Raw genomic sequence first — 23,483 nt, 5'->3', positions numbered from 1 at the left:
TCACGGCGCCTGTAACTTACAGGACAGGTGAGTTACAGGCGGTGCGAGTAGGTGGGAGAGGCGGGGCGGCGATGGCCTTTGTGCATCGCACCGACGAACTCGCCGCCCTTGAGGCGTGGTGGCGATCGACGGACCCTCGACCGGCGGTGGTGTGGGGGCGGCGACGGGTCGGCAAAACCGCGCTGTTGCAGCGCTTCGCCCAGGACCGTCGGTCGGTGTCCCATACCGGAGCCGGCCGGGCGGCCGCCGGGGAACTGGCGCAGTTGTCCCGTCAGGCGGCCATCGCGCTGCCGGGGCGAATCCGTGATCTCGCCGCTCGGCCCTACCTCGACTGGGACGACGCGCTCGACGACCTAGCCGCGGCGGCTGAGCAGGAGCCGCTCCTCGTCATCCTGGACGAGTTCCCCGAGATGGTCGCCACCTCACCCGAACTGCCCGGCGTCCTGCGGGCCTTCCTCGACCGGACAGCCGGGCGGACCAGGCTACGGCTGCTGCTGTGTGGGTCGGCCGTGCGGCACATGACCGCGCTGCAGGAGCAGCGGGCGCCCCTGTACGGCAGGTTCGACCTGTCACTGTCACTGCATCCGTTCCGTCCGCACGAGGCCGCGCTCATGCTGCCCGGGCTGACACCGTCCGACCGTGCGCTCGTGTACGGGCTGGTCGGCGGGGTTCCGCTGTATCTGTCGTGGTGGGACCAGAACGCCGACCTCGCCGACAACCTGCTACGGCTCGCCTGCCGGCCCGGGGCGCCACTGCTCACCGAGGGGCAGCTGGTCCTCGCCACCGAGGTGGAGCACGGTGAATACCCGGCGGCCGTACTCCACGCGATAGCTGAGGGCCGCACCCAGTACAACGAGATCAAAGACCACATTCGCGCCGAACCGGCCCGCACTCTGGATCGGCTCGTCGAGCTGCGGCTGGTCGAACGACAGATGCCGGTCACCGAAACAGCGCGCAGCCGGCGTCGGGTCTACCGAATCGCCGACAACTTCCTGGCCTTCTACCTCGGGCTGCTTTCTCGATACCGCGCGGAGATCGAGCGTGGACTGGGAAAAGCGATCCTGCCCGTACTGATCGAGAGCCTGGACGATCATCTCGGCAAACCGTGGGAGGAAGCGTTTCGCGAACACCTACGCCGACTCGCGGTCACCGGCGCACTGGGCAGTGACATCGTCGCGGTCGGGCCCTACTGGAACACTGGCGGGCAGAACGAGATCGATGCGGTCGTGCTCGCGGGCAGAGACCGACACCCGGTCCTCTTCGGCGAGGCGAAGTGGGCTCGCTCTGTTGACGGCCGGCGGATCGCCGGCCGACTTTCGGAGAAGGCTCGTGCCGTCACAGCAGCCGCTCCATCCGTGACAGACGTTCCAGCGGCCTCGGGTCGCCCGCCAGGCGACTGGACTGCGGACCCGGCCGACCCGGCCGCCAGCCCTGGCAGCAACGGGATCGACGGCTCCGCCACGGTGCGCCTCGCTCTGTGCGCTCGCGTGGAGATCCGCGACGCACCGCCGGAATGTCTCACCGTCACTGCCGCCGACATCTTCGACTAGCGGAATGTACCCATCGGCTTGCCCATCCGCTTGCTCATCGCCTCAGGTCCTCTGCTCGTTCGGGGCCGGACTGCTCCGCGTTCCATGAGGTGAGAATGCGCAGGGCGTCGTGGGACGGGCTGCCGGCTTCGGCGGTGAGGACCATCAGGCGTTGTCCGGAGCCGTCGGGGCTGGCCCAGGTGTCGCAGTCGAGGGTGAGGTCACCCACGAGGCGGTGCCGGTAACGCTTCGTCCCGTAGCTGGCGTTACTGACGCGGTGCTCGGCCCACCAGGTGCGGAAATCGAGGTCCTGGACGGACAGTTCCCCGACGAGGCGGGCGAGCTCCGGGTCGTCGGGATCCGCGGCGGCCTCCGTGCGCAGCGCGGCGACCGCCTCACGGGCGTCGTGTTTCCAGTCGTGGTGCATCTCGCGGATCACCGGGTTGGTGAACAGCAGGTTCACATAGTTGCGGCGAGCCGGTGAGAGCGCCGAGAAGTCGAGATAGAGAGCGGCTGCTGCCGGATTCCAGTCGAGGACGTCCAGGCGTCTGCCGAGGACCAGCGCGGGCGTCTGGGTGAGCTGGTCCAGCAGGCGGCGCATGGCAGGCCGTACCCGCTGGGCCGGCCGGCGCCGAGGCGGCAGGGCGTCGCTCCTGCCCGCGAGCTCGTACAGATAGCTCTCCTGGTCGCCGTCGAGGCGCAGGGCGCGGACGAGGGTGGCGAGCACGGAGGCGGAGGCCCGGACGCGCCCCTGTTCGAGCCGGGTGTAGTAGTCAACGCTGATCGCGGCGAGCTGAGCCACCTCCTCGCGGCGCAGCCCCGCGACCCGGCGGGTGGAGTCCGTCCCGGGCAGGCCGCATTCCCGCGGATCCAGCTGAGCCCGGCGGGCCTTCAGGAAGGCGCCGAGGTGGGAGGCCGATGCCGAGCTCATGGTCTCCAGTCTGCGGTTTCCGCCGCGGGAACGGCACCGGTGTGAGGGGCCAGGTTCCTTCCCAGGCAGAGACCTTCCTCTTTGCCACCTGCGGGCCGAGGTCGATGGTGAGGACACCGCCCGACAGGGTGCGCTCAGCCGGGACGAACCCTCACCGGACGCACCAGACGGCGGGCACCCAGCGACTGATCGACAAGGGAGAGCCGTCCTCATGGCCAGGACCAGCGTCACGTTCGACAGTGCCGGCATCGAGATCGCCGCGCACCTCTACGTTCCAGACCGCCCGGCTGACGGCGCCCCGCTCCCGGCGCTGGTGGTCGGTCACCCCGGTACCGGGGTGAAGGAGCAGACGTCCGGTACCTACGCGCGGCTGATGGCCGAGCGGGGTTTTGTGGCCCTGGCCTTCGACGCCGCCTACCAGGGTGAGTCCGGTGGTCTGCCGCGTGGTCTGGAGGACCCCGCCCAGCGAGTCGAGGACTTCAAGGCCGCCGTCTCCTACCTCACGACCCGGCCCGAGGTCGACGCCGACCGGATCGGCCTGCTGGGCGTGTGCGCCTCCGGCGGATACTCGCTCGCCGCCACCGGTGGCGACCACCGGGTCAGGGCCGTGGCGACCGTGTGCACCGCCGAACCCGCGCGCCAGTTCCGCTACGGCGCCGACGGCACCCAGGACCCGGCCGTCTTCCAGTCCCTGCTGGACGCCGCCGCCCAGGCCCGCACGGCCGCCGCCCGCGGCGAGGACCCCGGTGCGATGACCATGTTCCCCGAGACCGCCGAACAGGCCGGCGCTCTCGGCGGCCAGCACGGCGTCGAAGGCTGGGAGTACTACTGCGGCCCCCGTGGCCACCACGAGCGCTCGGCGAAGTTCCTCGCCTGGGAGAGCATCGACAGGATGGCGTCCAGCGACGTCTTCCACGCCGTCCCGCTGATCGGCCCCCGCCCTATCCTGCAGATCCTCGGTGAGCACGCCGTCACCGCCTGGATGGGCCTGGAAGCCCACCGGCGGGCCACCGGCCCCGCGGAGATCCACTGGATCAGGGGTGCCAGCCACGTCGACCTCTACGACAGGCGCGAGTACATCGACCTCGCCGTCGGCAGGCTCACCGACTACTTCACCGCCAGCCTGAACAAATGACCGACCTCGCCGCACAACCGACGAACCCGCGGCGATGACCAATGGCCCCTACGGCCGAGGAAGCCGACGAAGCGGCCGGCCACCGCGCTCAGGCGTCGGGGGGCTGGTCCCGGCCGGGCTCGCGGCCGTGGTCCGCGCAAGCAGCTGAGCGCGTTCCCGCAGCTGTTCGAACTGATCCCGGCGATCAGTGCTGCTCAGGAGCGAAAAGTCGACCTCCAGCAGTACCGATACATCCTCTCGGATCTCACGCCAGCCGATGGCCTGCTCTCGAGCCCGAACGGCGCCCACGTCGGGCTGCAGGAATGTCTGGATGGTTGCGAGGACTCCGGAGATGAGAGCGCCGAAGCCGGCGAGCACCGGATACAGCTCGGCGAGGGTGGCGGCCCCGGCCAGGGACGCCAGAATCGCGGCGGGGACGCCAACGCCGTAGTGGAGCCTGCGGCGGCGGTCCGCAAGTCTGCTCCAGGCCTGGACCCGCTCGGCCGCGTCCCGGCGGAGGTTCTCGAGCTGGGCCCGCAGTGGCCCGTCATCAGCCTCAGCAGGCTCAGCCCGACCGGACTGGTCATTCGGGGGATTGCGTTCCAGGTTCATGACCTGCAGGTCTCCCGGTAGGGCAGGTTGGGGATATACAGCGCCCAGTCGTCCCTGCCGGGTCCACTGCCGACCCAGCTGCAGGCCGTGGCCGCGACGTCGTCCGGCACCGCCGTCCGCAGCGACTCGGTGCCCCAGAGACGAATGGTCCCGTCTGCGCCCGCGGTCGCCATCAGAGGCTTGTCACGGGCCACGTTCGTGTCGACGACAGCGCCGAAATGGCCAGCGACGCCCGGCCCAAGCTGGCGCGGTCGGTGCCGGTCCCGGACATCCCAGAAGCTGACCGCCTGACCCTCACCCGCGACGATGAGGATGTCCTCGCCGAGAAATGTCAGGTCGTAGACCGGACTGCGGGTTTCCCGGTCGAGGCGGCCCATGAGTGTGGCATTTTTACCGCCACTCTCGATATTCCAGATCCAGACATTTCCGTCGTCGCCGCCGGCGAACAGTGTCTTCCCGTCCATGCTGAAGGTGATGTCGTTGACCGGCCCCAGCGGGGGGCTGCGCAGTTCGGACAGTTCCTGTGGCTTCGCCGGGTCGTTGACGTCCCAGAGCCTGACCGCGTTGTCGTCACCGGCGGTGGCGAGAAGACCTTGGCCAGCGCGACCGAACTCCACGTCGCGCACTGCCCCCTTGTGGGCGGTGGGGATGCCGCCGACCTGGACCGGCTGACGCGGGTTGGTCACGTTCCAGAGCGCCACCTGACCGTCCTGGGCGCCGGTGACGAGGAGCTTCCCGTCGTCGCTGAACTGCATGTCATGTATGGCTTTACCCGGGTGAGCAGGCTGATCCACGAAAAGCTCGGAGTTCCCACGGTCGGTGATATCGAAGATCGCGAAGCGTCCGGTGTCACTGGATACGGCCAGCCGGCAGGTGAAGGTGGCACCCGCGCCACAACCGGCGACCGTCGTCTCCAGCGCCGTCCCGAAACCGTTCAGCGGAATGGTTTCGCCGATGTTCTGCGGGCTGGTCGGATCCGCGACGTTCAGAACCCTGATGGTGTTCTGCACGGCGGCGAACAGAGTGGTGCCGTCGGGAGCGAAGGTCATGTCGGCCGCATACAGGCCCGGAATGAGCCCGCCGAGGATGTGCGGCTGGCCGTCCGGAGCCAGGCTCCACAGCAGGACACCGCCGTGCTCGCCGGCAACAGCCAGTGTCTTCCCATCCAGGGCGACGGCGGCGGCGAGCGCCGGGGCACCRTGGTCGTATGTGAACGAGGAAAGGATCCAGTTCGGGTTGGCGGCGTCCCGCACGTCAACCCAGTCTCCCTCATTGACGGTGATCAGCCGACCGTCAGGCGCATAGGCGAGGCCGGTGATCGGGCCCGAGTACTCGGTGTTGCGCGGCGGCAGCACGACGGGTGCGCCGGACTGACCGCTGCCGGCGATTTTCCAGACCCTGGTGGTGCCACCGCGGTCCGCCGTCGCGAGGCTGTCGCCGCCTGCCGAGAACGCGACGGCGCTCACCGGTTTTTCATGGCCGGGAAGGATGGTCGGCTGACTGTCAGGGAGGGAGAGGTCCCAGAGGAGCACCCCGTCCTCGCCGCCGGTGGCGAGGGTCAGGTTCTTTCCGAAGGCGACCGCGTTGACCGACCCTCGATGGCCGGGAAGCTCGGTCGGCCGACTGTCAGGGCGCAGGATGTCCCGAAGGAGCACCCGCCCGGCGGCATCGGCGGTCGCGAGGGTCCGCCTGTCTTCCGCGAAAGCGATCGCCCTGACCGGATTCCTGTCATGGCCGAGAAGCTCGGTTGGCTTGCCGCCGGCGCTTTCGACGTTCCAGAGAAGAACCCGTCCGTCCTCGCCGGCGGTCACCAGGGTCCTGCTGTCCGCGAAGGCGATCGCGTTGACCCGGGCTCCGTGTGAGAGTGTTATCGGATCTCCGCCGGACCGGCCCCGCGGCAGGCCCTCGACGATGACCTCCCCGTTGTCGCCAGCGAAGGCGATCCGCTCGCTTTTCGGGGAGAACGCCACGGCGCGCAGTACGCCCTCGTGCTCGATGTAGCCCCGATACCCGGTACTGGTCAACGTTCTCTGCAGGGCGGCCCGCGTTTCGTCATTGTCCACGACACTGTTCGCGGCCAGTGCGAGCCGGATGGCCAGCTCCGGGTCGGAGTCCACCAGGCGGTCGGCGTGGGCCAACAGTCCGCCCACCACCGCCGCCTGCCTGCCTGCGCGTTCCTTCCGCGCGTCCGACCGCGCTGTCACCAGCCAGGAGCTGAGCCCGACCACGACGACCAACACCGCCACGAGCAGGGCGGCCATCGCCGCGAGCGGCCTCGGTCGCCACCCGGAGGTCGGAGGGCGCGGCACCGCTCGCACTCTCCGCCGAACCTCGGGATCAAGATGCAGTCGGACACCGGAACTGGAGATCCAATCCGGACCGTAGGTGTGCGCGGCGGCGGCAGCGAGGTCTCGCGCGAACTCGACCGCGGAGGGACGCGCAGCCGGGTCCTGAGCAAGCGCACGCCTGACTACGTCCGGCACGGATCCGGCGGCCCCGGCAGGTTGCGTCAGCGCCGCGTCGGGGTCGGGGTCAGGTTGCTGCTGGYCAGGTGGCGGCATGGTCGCAGAGGGCGGCGCTCCCGTGAGCATCTCGCGCATGACGACGCCGAGCGCGTAGACGTCGGTGTAGGGCCCGAGTCTGCCGCCGAACATCTGCTCCGGCGCCATGTAGATCGGAGTACCCGTGAGTCCCCGCACGGTGCCCCCCGACGCGGGGATGATCTTCGCGATGCCGAAATCGGCGACCTTTACCTGGTTACGCTCGTCGAAGAGGATGTTGTGCGGCTTGATATCACGGTGGATCACATCGTGCGCGTGCGCGTACGCCAGCGCCTCGGCGACGGCGACGCCCACAGCGCAGGCGAATTCCCCCCGGCTGCGCTGCCCCCTCAGGCGGGAATGAAGGGTTTCCTTCTCCAGCAGCTCCATGACAATCAGGCGCAGCTGCCCGCCTTCGTCCACGGCCTCGACGTAGTCATGGATCTTCACGATGTGCGGGTGGTTCATGCTGGCGAGCACCCGCGCCTCCGAGGGGCGGGCCGGCAGGTCACCCTGCAAAGGCAGCAGATGCTTGATCGCGACATCGCGGCCCAGCAGGCGATGCCTCGCGGCGAAAACCAGCCCGTACGCCCCCTGGCCTAAGGCCTCGCCCACCTCATAGGCCGGCAGCGCCGCCTGTATCCGCTCACGCTCAGCACTCACCATTTCTTGCGAGACAGCAAGCATTCGGCCGCTACCGCCCAGGTCCGATTCGACCGCGGGTCCGGCCAGCGGAGCACAGTTCCCGCCACAACCACCGGTCGCCATGCGCCTCGCCGCAGATCCGATTCCCACCTGGCGCGCTGCCCGTGCCTGTCAACCCCCGCCCCCTTCGGGTCCCGTGCCCCCGCGACCCCGAGTTTTCGGGTAACTCGTCGTAAGCAAACGGAATGGACCATACATCGAGGAGTCAGCGCCTCCGCGCAGAGCGACTCTACCCGGGATGCTCAGCATGACGGGCGGAGCTTGTCCCTTCACCTCCACGCATGACCCTGCGTGATAACTGCTGGTGGTTCGGGGTAGGCCGGCGTTTCGCCGTGACGTTGGAAGTGACCCGCCTCCAAAGCAGCACGGCCCACCGAGGAGGAAAACGAGCCGGCAGACAACCCGGCAGCTCCCAATAGCCGACGCCGTCGTCAGCCAACCAGCCGGTGGGTGACCATTCCGCGCCGATGGTCCCGCTTTGCGTCGTACATAGCGTGGTCGGCCTGCTCGAGGAGGGAGTCGACTCGTTCGGTGGTGCGGGTTCCCGGTAAGGCGGGTGGCGCGGAACCGGTACTCAGGGCTGGGCTGTCCGCGAGGACGAGGCCGAAACTTGCCTCCGGGCGGTAGAACCTGTCGCCCAGTGCGAGCGGTGCGTGGATGGCGTCCGCGACCCGGTCGGCCAAGCCGGCCAGGCCGGCCAGGTCTTCGCCGCCGCCATCGAGCAGTACCGCGAACTCGTCACCGCCGAGTCGGGCTACGGTGTCGCAGGCCCGGGTGGCGATGCACAGCCGTTCAGCGACATGCCGTAGAAGGGCGTCGCCGGCAGCGTGCCCGTATCGGTCGTTGATGGTCTTGAAACCGTCAAGGTCGCAGTAGAGCAGGCCCACCGGGGAGTCGCCGCGGGCCTGGCGTTCGAGCGCCCACGAGGCCCTGTCGAGGAACAGCGCGCGGTTCGCGAGGCCGGTCAGTGGGTCGTGAAACGCCAGGTACTGGAGGTCGCGCTGGCTTTCGCGGAGCTCGGAGAGCAGCGTGGTGTTGTCAACCACGGTGATCATCTGGCGGACCAGGGTGATCGCGAGCAGGCTGATGACGGCGACGATCTCCACCTGGCCGAGCCTGGTGCCTGCAAGCGCCTCACCGGCCAGGAAGGCTCCCACAGCCACCAGCGGGAGATAAGGGAAGACAGCGTGGCCCCACATCAGAACGGAGTTCGCCCGCCCGGGAACAGGCGGCTGGACGTGCGCCGCCGGGACTACCAGGGCGAGGAGGACCAGCGTCCATCCGAAAGGGAAGCCGAGCAGCTGAGCGGGCGTCGTTGACCCGTGGTCGCCGAGCTGGGAGGCCAGGCCGACGCAGGTCGAGATCGCGAGGGCGAAGAGTCCGCCGCCCAGGAGGACGGGGCGCGGGCCATCGATCGGGCGGCGAAAGGTCGCCAGCAGTACCACCGCCACCGCGACGAGCAGGTTCACGGCGAGGATGAGCGACAGGGACGCGACGTGCGGCGTGCCGGCCCGCAGGGCCGGCTCCAGCACGGTCGACCAGGCGCCGATCGCGAAGGCCCCGACCACGATCACGCTGTCCAGCACCGCGGTGAGCCATCGGCGGCCGCCACCGCGGGTGTCTCGAGGCGTGCCGCTGTCGGCCGCCACCGGTCGCGTCGGTACGGACAACAGGCTGGCGAGCGCGAGTCCGTACGTGGTCAGATAGGCGGCCAGCGGCGGCGGCGCCAGTGCCGTCCGCGGACTGGACCCGGCGACCACGGCGATCTGCACGATGCCGGGAACAGCAGTCAAAGCAGCCAGACCGAGCAGGAGACGCCAGGCACGGGCACGACCGTCATCCCTGGCCTGCCACCATGTCCACCCCCCGGCCACCGCAGCCAGACCGGCGGCCAGCGCGGCGCCGCTGTGGACAGCACGAGCTGCCCGCGCCTCGGGGCCCACGACGGCGATCACTGCCAGCGCAGCCAGGAACACGACACACACGGCCACCAGCCACTCGACCCGCCACGGCCGTGGTCGCCGAGTTCGGGCCGCCCGCCGCTGTGCCATGGCTCCCGTGCCCAGCCTCCCCCCGTACCTCTCCCCCGTGCCTTTCCTCGGCCTCGCCACGGTGTGGCAGGACGCGGTGTGGCAGGACGCGGTGTGGCAGGACGCGGTGTGACAGGAAAGGTACAGCCGGTCCAGAACGCTCCGCCGTCAACTACCTACCCCGCGTCCGCCACCCCGCATCCACCCCGGCAGCAACGCTGCCCGACCAGCGGTCGGACCCCGGGATCCGGATCAGCCCTCAGGGGCTGCGATCGTTCCCACGGCCGCGTTCTCGACTCGACCTCCTGGACCGGACCGCCGAGCTCCTGGAGCGGACCGGCGAGCGGATGTTCGGGAGCGGATGTTCGGGAGCGGGCGGAAACGGCTGTGGGGCCGGGCTTGTCACGCGCCCGGCCCCACAGTCACCTCGCTGGTCTACCTAGCCGACGAGCTTCCAGGCGCCCTTGGAGTTCGTGGGCACCTGGGCCGCGTTGTACCACTGGGCCTGGTAGATGTGGCCCTCGTAGGTCACCTTGTCCCCGGCCACGTAGACGGAGTTGGCGATCCAGGGGGCGGGGTTGGCGTTGTCGACAACCACCTTCCACGAGATGTTCGGGCTGGACCCGGGCACCTGGCCGCGGCTGTAGTACTGCGCGACCCATCGGATGCCGTCGTAAAGAACGACGTCGCCGGCCTTGAAGACCCCGGTCGCCGTCCACAGCACGTTGCCGGCCGCGTCGGTGGCGTACTCCGCCCAGGCGCCGGCGGCCCTCGAACCGGGCGTCTCACCGCTGGTGTAGTAGAGCGCCTGGTACGTCCGGCCGTTGTAGCTGACCTTGTCCCCGGCGTTGTACGCCTTCGTCTTCATCCAGGTGGCCGGCAGCACCACGAGGGCCGCCTTGGCGGTGATCCCCGACGTCTGCCCGGTGAGGACGATCTCGTCCGCACCGAGGACGGCGCCCGCCGGCACCGTCACCGTCGTGCTCAGGCCACCGGTCGAGTTCGCGACGGCCGTGCCGAGGGAACCCGGCGTGGTCGTCAGGGCGACGTCCACCGTCTCGCCCGGCGCGAAGCCCTTGCCGGTCACCGTGATCTGGCTGCCGACCGGCGCGCTCGAAGGCGACACACCGGCAGTCGGGACGCCCTGCGCACCGAGGCCGAGGTCGACGTTCAGCGTGCCGGCGTAGAGAGCATGGCCGTTGGTGGCGCTGCCGACGCCGGCACCGTAGATGCCGTCGTCGCCCCAGACGACCTCACGGGTCTGGCCGCCGGCGGAGCCCACCGGTGCCACCGCGAAGCCCTCGATGTTGTTGTCCGGCAGGCCCGCGGGACGCGAGAAGACCTTCTCCGAGACGATCGACCCGGTCGAGTCGATCTTCAGCAGCGTCGAGGTCACCGCGCAGTCGTTGTCACAGAGCGCCCAGATCCGGCCCAGGTCGGGGTCGTACTGGACGTCCTGCACCTTCGGCAGGCCGGTGGACACGATGGCGATCCGGGTGAACGAGCCGTTGTCGCCGAGGGCGTAGGCGTAGAGGTTGCCGTTGCTTTCCAGTGCGCCGAAGAAGAGACCGGCGCCGTGGCCCGGGTAGTTCGCCGGGTCGTAGGCCGCACCGGTGCGCTGGTCGACGAACCCGTTCGCGGTCAGGTAGCTGTCCGGGACGTAGGTGACGCCCTCGAAGCCGAGATTCGCCTCGGTGGAGTTACCGGTCGAAAGCCACGGGTACTCGCTGGTGAGATCCCACTGCGCGGTGGCCGTGAGGGTGCTGCCAGCGGCCGACGGGTCGATCCGCAGGATCGAGTTGAGCGCGATCTTGTTCGAGGCGTTGTCCCGCTCGGTCGTCACATAGATCGCGCCGTCGGGGCCTTCGGTGATCCCCTCGGAGTCCGGCTGGCCGGTGCCGCCCGGGAAGAAGATCTGCTTGCCGCCCGTCCAGCCGGGCGCCGCGACGTAGACGCCGCCCTGCTTGACGAGCTTGAACAGCCAGCTCTTGTTCTTGACCGCCCAGAGGACGCCCGGCTCGGTCCTGGAGAAGACGAGGCCGGAGACGTCACGCCCCTCGGGGCCGGTGCTGGTCTCGAAGTAGCACTGGTTGTCCGCGGTGGTGACCACGGAGCTGCCCGGCCAGGGCAGCGGGCTCGCCGGCAGGTACCGGTCGCTGAGGCTCGGCCCTTCGGGCGCGCAGGGGGCGGGCAGGTCGTTCGGGGTCGGCCCGTTCGGGTTCACGACCTGCTGCTGGCAGGCCGTCGCGTTCGACGCACCGAAGCTGCGCGAGGCGACCGAGGCGAAGACGCCGGTGCCGTCCGGGCAGCGTGCGACCGACGCGGCGCCGAAGCTCGCCGGGTCTTCCGTGCCCGCGGCGCCGGCGGTGTAGGTGACACCGTCGACCTCGGTCCCGGCGGCGCCCGCCGCGGCGTCCGGCAGGTAGACGTGCACCGCGTCACCGCTGCTCGACAGGCCAGGCAGCGACTGGAACCACACGAAACCGCGCGCGGGGACGGACGTAGTCAGCGTGCCGTCGGCGAGGTGGACGCGGTCGGAGAAGACCGTCGCGGAGGTCGGGCCGCCGCTGTCGCCCTGCAGCCAGCCGGTGATGTCCACGGCCGTGCCGCCGGTGTTGACGAGCTCGACCGTGTCGCGGATCGGCGCGGGGGCGTTGTCCGAGGAGACCTCGTTGACCTTGATCTTCGCCCAGTTGGGGTCGGGCGTGAAGGTGCCGCCGCCCGTCCCTGTCCCGCCGCCGGTGCCGGTGCCGCCGCCGGAGGTGGCACGCGGGTCGATGCCGCTGCCGAACTGGCTGGTGCCGGGCGAGCCGGTGTCACCGCCGTTCGGCGCCGCCCACGACTTCGGGTCGTTGGTGAGAGTGGAGAGCTGCCACTGGGTGATGTCGTTGGCGCCGAGAGCCGCCGCCGAGATCGGCACACCCGTCGTGCCCTGCGTACGCGGGCTGGTTCCGTAGACAAGGTTGTCGACCGCCGTGCCGGACGTGTCGTAGACGTGGAGCTCGTCGCCGTTGCCGAGGCCGACGTTCTCACCGCCGAGCACGACGATCGACTCCGCGAGGCCCCACTTGGTGCGGAACGCCGCCGCGGTGGCCTCGGTGACGATCACGGACTGGCCGGGAGCGACGCTACCCAGGCCGGTGAGGCTGAAGTTGAAGGCTCCGCTCGTGCTCTTGTGGCTGTCCGAGAAGGACCAACCGGTCAGGTCGGCGGCGGCATCACCGACGTTGGTGAGCTCGAAGAACTCGTACTTCGCTCCCGAGACGCCGCCAGCCTCCTGGGCATCCTGATATTCGAACTCCGTGAACACGATCTTCGCCGACGCTGCGGCCGAAGCGGCGGTCGCGGGCAGCACAGCGGCCGCGGCGCCTACAACGGTCGAGCAGGCGACTAGGGCGGCAAAGCCGCGGGGGCGCCAGGTCATGGGCGGAGTCTTCCGGGTCACTTGTTCCGCCGGCATCCGCGCAGGCGACGCCCACACGAACACTCCAACAATTAATAATCAATTAACACTGTCAACGTTCAACCAACATGTCTCGGCGTGAGGGCTTGAGACTCTTGCGTGGTCACGATTTGACGGAAACAGATGATTCGTCCGCTTCGGGTGCATTGCGGAGGCGGCAGGTTTGGCGGCGGGTTTAGACGTCTCCGCCTACATGATCGCGGCGGCCGTCGCCCAGATGGCACGTGACGACGCCGCCACCGCGGCCTTCGCGGCTTTGGACGCACGCAGCCAGGCCGCCCTGGAGCAGACCGCCCCAGAGCAGACCGCCGACCTGCCCGAGGCGGACCCGCCCTCGTCGACGCCCTGACCACAGACGAGCAGGCCCTCGTCCACCGGGTCCTGGCCAGCGCACACAGCTCGCCGGCCTGTTCGGCTCCTGAGCCAGTTACGCGCCATCGCGGTCTTCAGTGCACCCGGAGCCGGAAAGCGTTCGGATGTGTGACCACCGCCCGTGCCGCCGCGGCGGACAAGAGCGCCGCGGTGCTCACGGGCAGGTCGCCACCTGCCGAACGCCGACGCCTACGGAAACAGCCGGCCGGCTGACTCAGCCTGCCGCCGGGACGTTCCAGCGGCAGGATCCGCCGTCAGGGAACGTAGGCGTAGTAACTGGGCCCGCCGATGGTCACGACAACCAGGCCGACCGAACCGTTGTAGATGGTCGAGCCGAGGTAGTGCTCACCACCGTCCCACCGGTAGACGTCGATCTGCTCGTTGTAGTTCCCGCCCAGCGAGGTGGAGTGGCAGCTGCCGTTCGGGATGATGAAAGTGGACAGGCCACCCCGGCCGGGGAAGCTCACAAAAGAATCGTAGCCCCCGTTGGAGCACAGAATGAGCTGGCCGGGGGCGGCGGCCGACGCCGCTGTCGCAGGTCCAGCCAGCGCGGCCAACAGGGCCAGCACCGCCAGAACCACGACACGGCGCGCCGAAAACAGCCTTCGCATTCTTCGTCAGTCTCCCTTACATCGATCTCGGCCCTGCGGGGCCCACGCATCTGACACGTCGCCTGCATGTCCGAGGGTTCAGCGACCATGGGTCGCGCGAATCGTGAGCCTGATCACATGAATGGCGGGGATGAAAGGGCTTCCGGTGCCGCGACGGGCGCCGCTGGCCCGATCCGCGATGCGCAGGCGACGCGAATCGACGCGCCGCGACGTCATCGCTGATCGTGGACGGGGGCCGCGCCACCCGACGCAGGTGACAGGCCGGGCGGTGACGCGCTCTCGGCACGGTCAAGCTAGAAGCTGGAACCGCTCGCCTAACTATGTGCGGCCAGCGAATACCGCCAACTGTCGCATTGTTTCGACGCCGGCCCGGTCCGCGAAGCACCAGCTCACCCGGACTGACGCACAGTCACAGTCCAAACGCAAAGAGAATCGCGGCGTGGCGCCGAAACCAGCACCTCCAACGAGTCCAGCCTTCACCGAGGAGGGATCCGAGCTGCGCCGACGCGGCAATCGGCGCAGCCGCTCCCCACCCGGAGCGCCGCGCCGGCGAGCGGGAAGTCGAACCCGAATCCAATACTGAACGTGACATTGAAGTTGGCGGGTTATCAAGCCGCGAGATGAATTATTAAATCCGGCTTGCGTCACGGTGAGAGCTGCCCTATATTCCATTTCGGAGTCGAGCGAACCCCGCAGAGCCCACTCTTCCGGGAGGCCTGTTCGAAACCTCTTCACCACACACGCAGGACAGGTACACAAGTAGAACAGATCTGCAGGCGGCCAGACCGGGATTCTTCGACGATCCCGGTCTTCTCAGCGCCCTGAGCGCTTCGGTTCGGCGTCGTTGAAGCAAACCCGTCCCCGACACCCCGCCCGGTGGCGCCCCTGTGACGGCGCAGGCGGTCTCGATGCGGTTCAGCGACAATCCGCTCCCGGCTCGACTCCATTCCAGCCGACTCATTTGCTCGCCTGCAAATCGTACGCGAAATCCCTCCGCGACAGTCGGGCGTGATTCATGAGGTGCGGATTCCGCGCGCCCGGCGCATCCCGCCCGACGGCATTTGTTGAGCTGTCCAAGTCAAGGAGCAGAAATGCGAATAAGGTCCCTCATCGCGGCCTTCGGTCTCGCCGCGGCCACCAGTGTCTCGACGGTGTTGCTGCCCGCCAGCCCCGCGCTGGCTGCCTCCTGCCCGGACAACGGCTGGGGCATCTACGACGGGAGCACCGGCTACTTCTTCAACACCAACGCCGTCAACATCCGTACCGGCCCGGGTACCGGCTGCACCGCGGTCGGGCAGGGGCAGACGTCCCACTACGTCCAGTACGACTGCTACAAGCTGGGGGACGGCGGCTACACCTGGACGCACCTCTATGACAGCACCACGGGCAAGCAGGGTTGGGTCCGGGACGACCTGCTCGTCGGCTACGGCTCCAACTACCACTGCTGACGTCTCACACTGAGACCGCTCGGCCGGACTGAAACCACTCGGCCGGCGGCCGTTTCGGGCCGCGCTGCGGCGCCCCCGGTGATCTCGTCACCGGGGGCGCTGTTCAGCGTCTGCCGGCGTCGCCGGCAGATCGATCGTGAAGGTGGTTCCGGCGCCGAGACGGCTGGTCACGGCGATCGTGCCGCCGTGGTCGGTCACGATCTGGCGGGCGATCGCCAGGCCCAGGCCGCTGCCGCCGCGCCCGCGGGCCGTGTCCGCCCGCCAGAAACGGTCGAAGACATGCGGCAGATCCGGCGCGGCGATGCCCTTGCCGGTGTCGCCGACCTCGATCGATGCCCGCCCGCCCGTTCCGCGGACCCGCAGCGTGATGGTCCCGCCGGGCGGGGTGGCGGCGACCGCGTTGCGGATCAGGTTGCTCAGCACCTGCCGGAGGCGGTCGGGATCGGCCTGCACGCCGACCGGCTCAGCCGTGTCGATGCGCAGTGCGATGCCCGCGGCTTCGGCGGCGACGCTGTGGGCGGTATGACAGGTCTCCGCGAGTTCGCACAGATCGACGGTCGCCCTGTGGTAGGCCAACCGGCCCGCCTCGGCCAGCGCGAGATCCTGCAGGTCGTCGACGATGCGCTGGTGCAGCAGGGCCTCGTCGTGCAACGAGTGGAACAGTTCCGGGCTCGGCGCGATCACCCCGTCGGCGAGGGCCTCCAGGTAGCCGCGCAGGTTCGCCAGCGGCGTCCGCAGTTCGTGGGCCACGTCGGCGATGAGGCGGCGCTGACGCTCCTCGCTCTGGGCCAGGGACTGGGCCATCCGGTTGAAGGCATGGCCCAGCTCGGCGAGTTCGTCATGGCCGGTGACCGTCACCCGCTCGGCCAGGTCACCCGCGCCGACGCGGCGCGACGCGGCGATCAGCGTACCGATGGGGCGCAGCACGCGCCTGCTGAGCAGCAGCGCGCTGAGGATCGCGGCCAGCATGACGGCCGAGGCCGCCGTGACAATCGACCCGCTGGACAGCCCGTGGGGGTTCTCATCCTGTGCGCCGATGTAGAGCCGCAGGGAAGGCGGCGCGACCTGGCCGATCTGTTCCGTGAGCAGGTTCTGCAGGCAGGTCCTCTCGTCGGGCCGCTGGACGCAGGCCCGGCCGCGGGTGGTGACGGTCTCGCTGTCGAAGGGCTCACTGTCGGCCCGCTGCCGGCAGGCGTCGACGGCCGGGCCCTGATCGTCGATCGCTTCGAAAAGCGGGAAGATCGGCTGACCCCGCCCGTCGGACACCTTCATGTAGAAGACCTGCTGAACGCCGATGCCGGATTCGGTGAGGCAGGCGGCGAAGAGCCAGCCGCGGCGGTACGCGTCGACGAGGGTGATCACCGTCCGACTGCGGGCGTCGGGGTTGGCGGCGGCTAGCGGCGGCAGGGCCGGCTGCGGGTTGACCGTGGTCGGCGCGCCGGTGACGGCCCGGGCGCGGCGCCCCGCGAGCAGGTCCGAATCGGCGATCGGCTCCCCGCCTGCGGTCTCCAGGCGAATGCGTTGATGCAGCTGGTCGGCGAGGTCGCGCACCGTGCCCGCGACTCCCCGCCACGACCCGTGGAGCCGCCCGTAGGCGGACAGCGCGTCGACGGCGACGGCGGCGTCGTGCCGGCTCGCGGCCACGCTGTCGCTGAGTTCCCGGGATGCCTGCCGTAAGGTCAGCCATGCTGTGGCGCCGGTGGAGGTGGCCACCAGCAGGACGATGAGCAGCACCACCCGCAGCCGGAAGCTCATCCGGACTGCCCCATCCGGTACCCGCGGCCGTAGACGGTCTGCACGTACCGCGGCCGGCGGGGGTCGCTCTCGACCTTGCGGCGCAGGTTCATGACATGGGCGTCCACGGTTCGTTCCTCGACATGGTGATCGAAACCGAAGGCGCGGTCGATGATCTGTGCCCTGGTGAAGACCCGCCCGGGCTCGGCGGCGAGCACCTGAAGGATGCCGAACTCCTTCGCCGTGAGGTTCACGACGCGCTCGCCGACGCGCACCTCGAAACGCCCGACGTCGACCTGCAGGTCGCCGACGGTCAGGACGACGGTGTCGTCCGCGGCCAGGCGGCCGGAGCGGCGCAGCAGCGCACGGACCCGCGCGGTCAGCTCGCGCGGACTGTATGGCTTGGTCAGGTAGTCGTCGGCACCCATGTGCAGCCCGACCAGCAGGTCATTCTCGGTGGCGCGGGCCGTGAGCAGCAGGATCGGCACGTCGGACTCGCCGCGAAGAACACGGCAGATTTCCAGGCCGTCCATGCCGGGCATCATGATGTCGAGAACGACGAGATCGGGCCGGTCCGCCCGGCACCGATCCAGTGCGGTGAGCCCATCATCGGCGACCTGCACGCTGTGACCTTCGCGTTCCAGGTAGATCCGCACCAGATTCGCCTGCTTGACGTCGTCCTCGGCTACCAGAATACGAGCCCCCACCGGCGGCTCCTCCCCGTTCCGTCTGCACAGAAGATATCCGTGAGGCACTCGCGGAGGCCGGCACGGGGCCGACCGCGGGGACGGTGCGGCCGGGCCCGGAACCCACATGAGGTACGGACAGATTCTTGACGGGTTCTTCACAGCCGCCGCCTATCGTGCCCTCATGCGGTGGAGCCGAGTACCCCTGGGACTGTTGGTGATCGTCGTGACGGGCGCCGCCCTGGCCGGCTGCGGAGGGGGGAAAGACGAACCGCGGGTCGCCACCGCGGGCGGCAGGCCGACGGCGGCCGCCACCGCCACCGGCGACCCGGTGACGGCGTATGTCGAAGGCGTCCGCGCCTACGTGGCGTGCCTACGCGCCGAAGGGCTCAAGGTGACCGACCCGAACGCTCAGGGGAAATTCACCTTCGAAGGCGACCTCCAGCTCCTGAAGAGTGACCCGAAATTCACCACCGCCCAGCAGAAGTGCAAGAAGCTCCTGCCCGCGGTCCCGTCGGTTCTGCAGAGCAGGCCCGCCCGGACGCAGGAGGAGATAAAAATGGCCCGCGACTATGCGAAGTGCATGCGGGAGAACGGCGCGGCGGACTTTCCTGACCCCGGGCCCGACGGCTACTACCCGGCATCGGCCCCGGGTGAGCAGGGGTGGGACCAGACGTCGGAGGGCGCGCGCCGCGCCACCCAGGCCTGCGCGTCGCTCATCGGAGATCCGTCGGCAACCAGCGGCGGAGTGGGCTGATGCGCGGACGCCGGCTGCGGACGAGCGTCATCACCGCCGCCGCTGCGCTGATCGTCCTGGCCGTCGCGGCCTCGGTCGGCTTCGGCTGGCGGGGCGGCGGGACCAGCGCGCGGACGGCGCCCGACCGGAGCACCACCACCACGATCAAGCTGGGCACCCTCGTCGACTACGTCACCGTGGACGGCAGCACCGGGTACGGCGCGGGCCTGAAGGTGGCGAGCAAGGCGGACGGAACCGTCACCTGGCTGCCCGACGAAGGGTCCACCGTTGAGCGCGGACAGGCTTTGCTGAGGGTGAACGACCTTCCGGTCGTGCTGCTCTACGGGCAGCTGCCCATGTACCGGTCGCTGAACGTGGGGGTCAAGGGCAACGACGTCGCCCAGTTCGAACAGAACCTCCAAGCCCTGGGCTATCAGGGTTTCACCGCGGACCAGGAGTTCACCGCCTCCACCGGGACCGCCGTGAAACGCTGGCAGCGCGATCTCGGGCTGCCCGACACCGGGACGGTCGAGCCCGGGCAGGTGATCTATGCGGCGGACCGCCTGCGCGTGTCCGAGCGGCTGGTGGGCGTCGKTGCCGCCGCTCCGGCCGACGTGCTGTCCGCGACCACGACGACCAAGGTGGTGACCGCGTCCGTCGACGAGTCCGAGGCCGCCTGGGCGGTACCCGGCGCCCCGGTGACGGTCACCCTCCCCGCGGGGAAGACCGCCGCGGGCACGGTCTCCTCCGCCGCGCAGCCGTCCTCGTCCACCGGTTCGGAAGGCGGCGACTCCAAGGTCCACCTGACCGTCGCGGTGCAGGACCAACAGGCCCTGAACGGCGTCGACGGCGCCGTGACCATCCGGCACGTGGTCCGTGAGAAGAAGGGTGCGCTCACCGTCCCCGTCGCGGCCCTCCTGGCCCTCGCCGAGGGGGGTTACGGCCTGGAACTCGTGGAGGGCGATTCCACCCGGGTCGTCGCCGCGCAGGTGGGCATGTTCGCCGAGGGGCGGGTCGAGGTCTCCGGACCGGATCTCCGCGTCGGGCTCACCGTGGAGCTGCCGCAGTGACCCGCGCGGCGGCCCGTGCTGCGACCCAGGYCGTGACCCCCGCGGTGGAACTGACGGACGTCTCGAAGGTCTATCCCGGCGGTGTGACGGCGCTGAGCGGCGTCAACCTCGTCGTCCGGCGCGGCGAACTGGCCGGGATCGTCGGCCCGTCGGGCTCGGGCAAGTCCACGATGCTGCATGTGCTGGGCACGCTGGACCGGCCGACGGCCGGCAGCGTGCGCATCGACGGGCATGAGGTCGCCGCCTTGTCCGACCGGGCGCTGTCCGCCCTGCGCGCCACCGCGATCGGCTTCGTCTTCCAGCAGTTCCACCTGCCGCCCGGGGTGCCGGCGGTGGAGATCGTGGCCGACGGTCTGCTGTATTCGGGCGTGCATCTGCGTGACCGGCTGCGCCGGGCGCGGTCCGCGCTGGACCGGGTCGGGCTGGGCCACCGCACCGGCCATCTACCCAACGCGCTGTCCGGCGGTGAGCGCCAGCGGGTAGCGATCGCCCGAGCCGTCGTCGGGGAGCCCGTGCTGCTCCTGGCCGACGAGCCCACCGGCAACCTCGACAGCGTCTCCGGTGAATCGGTTCTGGAACTGCTCGTCGAGCTGAACGCGGCGGGCACCACCGTCCTCGTCATCACACATGACCAGCAGATCGCGGCGCGGCTGCCGCGCCGCATCGAACTTCGTGACGGCCGCATCGTCCACGATTCGGCCGTCACCGCCGATGCAGCCGGGACGGCCGATGCAGCCATCACCGGCGATGCAGCCGGGACGGCCGATGCAGCCGCTGCGACGAATGCTGCGGGAATGCCGTGAGCGCGCCCCGCGTCGGGCGCCTCAGCCCGGCCGACATCGCCCGGCTCGGCGCGGTCGGGCTGCGTTCACGGCCGCTGCGCGTCTCGCTGTCAGCCCTCGGAATCGCGATCGGCATCGGGGCGATGCTCGCGGTCGTCGGCATCTCGGCATCCAGCCACGCGGAACTCGACCAGACGCTCAGCCGGCTGGGCACGAATCTGCTCACCGTCGCGCCGGGCAACACCGTCTTCGGTGAGAGCACGAAACTGCCGGCCGAGGCCGTACAGATGATCGACCGGATCGGGCCGGTCGAGACGGCCGCCGCCACCGGGAAGGTCCCCGCGTACATCTACCGCAACGACCACATCCCACCGGGAGAAACCGGCAGCATCGAAGTCCTCGCCGTCGATCGTGACCTGCCGGGCACCGTGCACGCCGAGCTGAGCGCCGGCTCGTGGCTGACCCCGGCGACGGCGACCTACCCCGCCGTCGTCCTCGGCGCCCAGGCGGCCCAGCGGCTGGACCTGAACGGCCCGGGCACCCGGGTGTGGCTCGGCCGGCAGTGGTACGCCGTCGTCGGAGTCCTCGCGCCGGTGCCCCTCGCGCCGGAACTCGACAGCGCCGCCCTCATCGGCTGGACGGCGGCGAAGACCTACGCCGGCTTCGACGGCCATCCGACCACGGTCTACGTCCGGACGGTGGAAAGCGAGATCGCAGCCACCCGATCAGTGCTGGGGCGGACGGCCAACCCGGCGAACCCCGAGGAGGTGGCCGTCTCACGCCCCTCCGACGCGCTGAAGGCCAAGGAGGCCACCGACGACACCCTCACCGCGCTGCTCCTCGGACTCGGCGCAGTGGCGCTGCTCGTCGGCGGCGTAGGGGTCGCCAACACGATGGTCATCTCCGTCCTGGAACGACGCGCCGAGATCGGCCTGCGCCGGTCGCTGGGTGCCACCCGAGGGCATGTGCGGGCGCAGTTCCTGAGCGAATCGCTGCTGCTGTCCGGCCTCGGCGGGGGCGGTGGTGTGGCGCTGGGTGTCGTCGTGACCGGCATCTACGCCATCACCCGGGGATGGCCGCCGGTCGTGCCCGGATGGGCGACGGTCGGCGGCTTCACCGCCACCCTGGTCATCGGCGTCCTGGCCGGGCTCTACCCGGCGGTGCGGGCCAGCCGGGTCACTCCAGCGGAGGCCCTCTCCTCGTCCTGAGCACGGGCGCCGCTCAGTACGGGCGTCGCCGCGGTGCCGGCACCGCGGCGAGCCGACCGACATCGCGGCGACCGAGCACAGTGATTCGAAGGTGGACCAGTTCTCCACGACCAGCCAACGTCCGCCGCCGAAGAACGGCCGGACAGCTGCTCCAGCCCGACAGCCTCCTGCCGAACGGTGAGGCCGCTCACCAGGGCGGTGCGCACCCGCTCGCCAAGATGACCACCAAACCACTGTTCCGACCACCCGGCTAGCTCGGCCGACACCGGTGGCTGCGTGAGCCGGTGTTCGGAGGCCAGGGCGAGCTCGTAGAGCTCGCGGCACGGCATAACGGCCGGCCATCCGGCGGACTGAGCCACACTGGCCGCGAGCCGGGCGGCTCTGAGCCCTCCGGCATCAAGATCACCAAAATAGAGCACCGGTTTCTCGGGCGAGACACCCGCGTCCGCGAGCGCCTGGACGCGGGTGCCGACCTGGGTACCGGCGCCGAAGATGACCCGCCCGTCAAAGCTGATTCCGAGCACGACCGCCGCGAGGTCGAAGCAGGGGCCGGGCGGCTCGTGGCGGAGAACCGCGCACATCGGCTCGCCGAGATGCGTCGAAGCCTGGGCCTCACCCAGGCAGAAGTCGCCGACCGCATGCATGTCCGGCAGGAGCGCGTCTCCGCCATCGAGCGGGCCAACATCGACGCCAGCGAGCTACGCACCCTCGCCGCCTACGTCAAAGCACTCGGCGGGCAGCTGGAGATCATCGCGGACTTCGGAGGGGAACGGCTCGTTATCGGCTGAACGACCTTTGCCTGCCCGACCGGCACCCCAGGAGATTCCAGCACCTGCCCCACCGATGCTCTCACCCGAATCCGAGACTCTCATCGCGTCGCCGATCAGGTCGACGGGCGGTTTCTGGCAGGCAGTGCAGCGAGAGCGTCCCGTCGGCACGATGGCAGGGCCAACCTGAGCGCTGGTGCCGGCGGGTAACAAGCCCAAACGAGACCAGGATCGAGACCACAAAGCCCGCCAAGATTCTTGGCGGGCTTTATTTTACCTAGTACTGATGGTGGACAGAACCGGGCACAACCCCAACCGCCACCCCGTGATCCCCGGCCCCGCGATCTCCATCCCCGATCGCATAAACAGACCGCCGACCAGCAGAAACACACTGCCACGCCGCCATACGTCTGCCACCGATCCATCGGCCACGACTGCCGGAGATCAGTACGGCCGGGTGCCGGGCGCGGTCCGGCCCCGCACACCACTGTCCAAGTCGGGAACAGCGGTTACTCCTCGCCGAGAATCCGTAGACCGTGATGATCCCTGAAGTACATGTAGTCCTTCAGGTTCAAGGTGGCGAGCGGCAGATTGTGGGTAAGGCAGCAGGCAGCGATCCACATGTCGTTGACCGGCCGGGGCTGTCCGGCCCGGGTGGCGGCCGCGGAGAGTATGCCCCAGGTAGCGGCAACTGCTTCGTCGCCAGGCAGTACAGGGATTCCTGAAAGCCAGTCTGCGAGTTCCTGACGTCGGCGACTGCCCCAGTCTCACAGGTCTGTCCACTTGGTGAGCTCACCAAAGGTCACGAACGTGATCAGTGGCCGGCGGCCGATCAGGCGAGTTGCCACGGGTCCGCCGAACCTGCGCTTGTGGCTCAGGGAGACGATGTCGGTGTCAAGGACGACAGACTGCACGGCGACGACTCAGGCAACGTCGCGACGACGCTCGGCATAGGTGAACGCGAGGAACTCGTCGAGCTCCTCGTCAGAATCGAAGGTGTCGGCGGCCAAGTCGTCGAGGGACCGGATCGGTTGGGTGCCTCTCGCGGCCAAGAGCTCCTCGACGCTGACCGTGGGGCGCAGCGGCGGGTACAGCGGATGGCCGATCTCTGGAGCGCCCATAGACGAGACCTCCTCGCTGGTGTC

General features: G+C 69.5%; 18 protein-coding genes and 1 pseudogene. 9 read left to right on the top strand and 10 right to left on the bottom strand.

The annotated features are described in order from the left end of the window. Positions 1 to 71 precede the first annotated feature (71 nt). Positions 72 to 1,550: an ATP-binding protein gene (locus CcI49_RS09050; protein WP_076825656.1), complete on the top strand. Its 1,479-nt coding sequence runs from the start codon at positions 72 to 74 to the stop codon at positions 1,548 to 1,550. A gap of 34 nt (positions 1,551 to 1,584) precedes the next feature. Here the strand turns inward: CcI49_RS09050 and CcI49_RS09045 are convergent, their stop codons facing one another. Continuing rightward, a complete protein-coding gene (locus CcI49_RS09045; RefSeq protein ID WP_076825654.1) occupies positions 1,585 to 2,460 on the bottom strand; it encodes a helix-turn-helix domain-containing protein in 876 nt (291 codons plus the stop codon). Positions 2,461 to 2,671: 211 nt separating this feature from the next. On the opposite strand from CcI49_RS09045, the gene CcI49_RS09040 reads away from it, so the two are divergent. Then, entirely contained in the window at positions 2,672 to 3,595 is a 924-nt protein-coding gene (locus tag CcI49_RS09040) for an alpha/beta hydrolase (protein WP_076825651.1), read from the top strand. Between the two features lie 48 nt (positions 3,596 to 3,643). Here the strand turns inward: CcI49_RS09040 and CcI49_RS09035 are convergent, their stop codons facing one another. From CcI49_RS09035 to CcI49_RS09020, 4 genes are all read right to left on the bottom strand, one after another. Further along, on the bottom strand, positions 3,644 to 4,186 hold the full coding sequence (locus tag CcI49_RS09035) for an SLATT domain-containing protein (protein WP_054570711.1): 543 nt from the start codon (positions 4,184 to 4,186) through the stop codon (positions 3,644 to 3,646). Then, positions 4,183 to 7,389, bottom strand: coding sequence for a serine/threonine-protein kinase (locus CcI49_RS09030; protein WP_158230730.1), 3,207 nt, complete (start codon positions 7,387 to 7,389; stop codon positions 4,183 to 4,185). Before CcI49_RS09030 ends, CcI49_RS09035 begins: the two co-directional genes overlap by 4 nt. Before the next feature lie 473 nt (positions 7,390 to 7,862). Then, positions 7,863 to 9,422: a GGDEF domain-containing protein gene (locus CcI49_RS44110; protein ID WP_083749388.1), complete on the bottom strand. Its 1,560-nt coding sequence runs from the start codon at positions 9,420 to 9,422 to the stop codon at positions 7,863 to 7,865. 478 nt (positions 9,423 to 9,900) lie between these two features. After that, on the bottom strand, positions 9,901 to 12,885 hold the full coding sequence (locus CcI49_RS09020) for a lamin tail domain-containing protein (protein WP_158230729.1): 2,985 nt from the start codon (positions 12,883 to 12,885) through the stop codon (positions 9,901 to 9,903). 202 nt (positions 12,886 to 13,087) lie between these two features. Between CcI49_RS09020 and CcI49_RS09015 the strand changes: the two genes are divergently transcribed. Then, the gene (locus CcI49_RS09015) at positions 13,088 to 13,273 is read left to right on the top strand and encodes a hypothetical protein (protein WP_235498401.1); all 186 of its coding nucleotides are present in this window, start codon (positions 13,088 to 13,090) and stop codon (positions 13,271 to 13,273) included. 277 nt (positions 13,274 to 13,550) lie between these two features. Here CcI49_RS09015 and CcI49_RS09010 read toward each other — a convergent pair whose 3' ends face one another. After that, complete coding sequence (locus CcI49_RS09010) at positions 13,551 to 13,907, bottom strand: hypothetical protein (protein ID WP_076825645.1); 357 nt, start codon at positions 13,905 to 13,907, stop codon at positions 13,551 to 13,553. Between the two features lie 1,091 nt (positions 13,908 to 14,998). On the opposite strand from CcI49_RS09010, the gene CcI49_RS09005 reads away from it, so the two are divergent. Continuing rightward, a complete protein-coding gene (locus CcI49_RS09005; RefSeq protein ID WP_054570707.1) occupies positions 14,999 to 15,355 on the top strand; it encodes an SH3 domain-containing protein in 357 nt (118 codons plus the stop codon). Positions 15,356 to 15,442: 87 nt separating this feature from the next. Here the strand turns inward: CcI49_RS09005 and CcI49_RS09000 are convergent, their stop codons facing one another. Further along, positions 15,443 to 17,110 (bottom strand): HAMP domain-containing sensor histidine kinase, encoded by a 1,668-nt coding sequence (locus tag CcI49_RS09000; RefSeq protein WP_054570706.1) that lies wholly within the window; start codon positions 17,108 to 17,110, stop codon positions 15,443 to 15,445. Continuing rightward, the gene (locus CcI49_RS08995) at positions 17,107 to 17,796 is read right to left on the bottom strand and encodes a response regulator transcription factor (RefSeq protein ID WP_054570705.1); all 690 of its coding nucleotides are present in this window, start codon (positions 17,794 to 17,796) and stop codon (positions 17,107 to 17,109) included. Before CcI49_RS08995 ends, CcI49_RS09000 begins: the two co-directional genes overlap by 4 nt. A 106-nt stretch (positions 17,797 to 17,902) precedes the next feature. On the opposite strand from CcI49_RS08995, the gene CcI49_RS08990 reads away from it, so the two are divergent. The 5 genes from CcI49_RS08990 (at position 17,903) to CcI49_RS44380 (ending at position 22,359) form a co-directional block, all read left to right on the top strand. Beyond that, positions 17,903 to 18,532, top strand: a complete 630-nt coding sequence (locus CcI49_RS08990; protein ID WP_198955479.1) for a hypothetical protein — start codon at positions 17,903 to 17,905, stop codon at positions 18,530 to 18,532. Next, positions 18,532 to 19,581 carry a peptidoglycan-binding domain-containing protein gene (locus CcI49_RS08985; protein WP_076825643.1) on the top strand — a complete coding sequence of 350 codons (1,050 nt, stop codon included), beginning with the start codon at positions 18,532 to 18,534 and terminating at the stop codon, positions 19,579 to 19,581. The genes CcI49_RS08990 and CcI49_RS08985 overlap by 1 nt, the downstream gene beginning before the upstream one ends. A 32-nt stretch (positions 19,582 to 19,613) precedes the next feature. Beyond that, the gene (locus CcI49_RS08980; RefSeq protein ID WP_076825919.1) at positions 19,614 to 20,384 is read left to right on the top strand and encodes an ABC transporter ATP-binding protein; all 771 of its coding nucleotides are present in this window, start codon (positions 19,614 to 19,616) and stop codon (positions 20,382 to 20,384) included. Beyond that, positions 20,381 to 21,571, top strand: a complete 1,191-nt coding sequence (locus tag CcI49_RS08975; RefSeq protein WP_054570702.1) for an ABC transporter permease — start codon at positions 20,381 to 20,383, stop codon at positions 21,569 to 21,571. The genes CcI49_RS08980 and CcI49_RS08975 overlap by 4 nt, the downstream gene beginning before the upstream one ends. 473 nt (positions 21,572 to 22,044) lie before the next feature. Further along, the gene (locus tag CcI49_RS44380; RefSeq protein WP_054570974.1) at positions 22,045 to 22,359 is read left to right on the top strand and encodes a helix-turn-helix transcriptional regulator; all 315 of its coding nucleotides are present in this window, start codon (positions 22,045 to 22,047) and stop codon (positions 22,357 to 22,359) included. 488 nt (positions 22,360 to 22,847) lie between these two features. Here the strand turns inward: CcI49_RS44380 and CcI49_RS44375 are convergent. Continuing rightward, a pseudogene (locus CcI49_RS44375) lies at positions 22,848 to 23,084 on the bottom strand (PIN domain-containing protein); the annotation flags it as partial. Positions 23,085 to 23,261: 177 nt separating this feature from the next. Beyond that, positions 23,262 to 23,459, bottom strand: coding sequence for a hypothetical protein (locus CcI49_RS08960; protein WP_054570701.1), 198 nt, complete (start codon positions 23,457 to 23,459; stop codon positions 23,262 to 23,264). Positions 23,460 to 23,483 lie beyond the last annotated feature (24 nt).

Source organism: Frankia sp. CcI49 (assembly GCF_001983215.1).
GTDB lineage: Bacteria > Actinomycetota > Actinomycetes > Frankiales > Frankiaceae > Parafrankia > Parafrankia irregularis.
The sequence above is the reverse complement of the archived record's forward strand: the minus strand, read 5'-3'. Positions and strand labels throughout refer to the sequence as shown.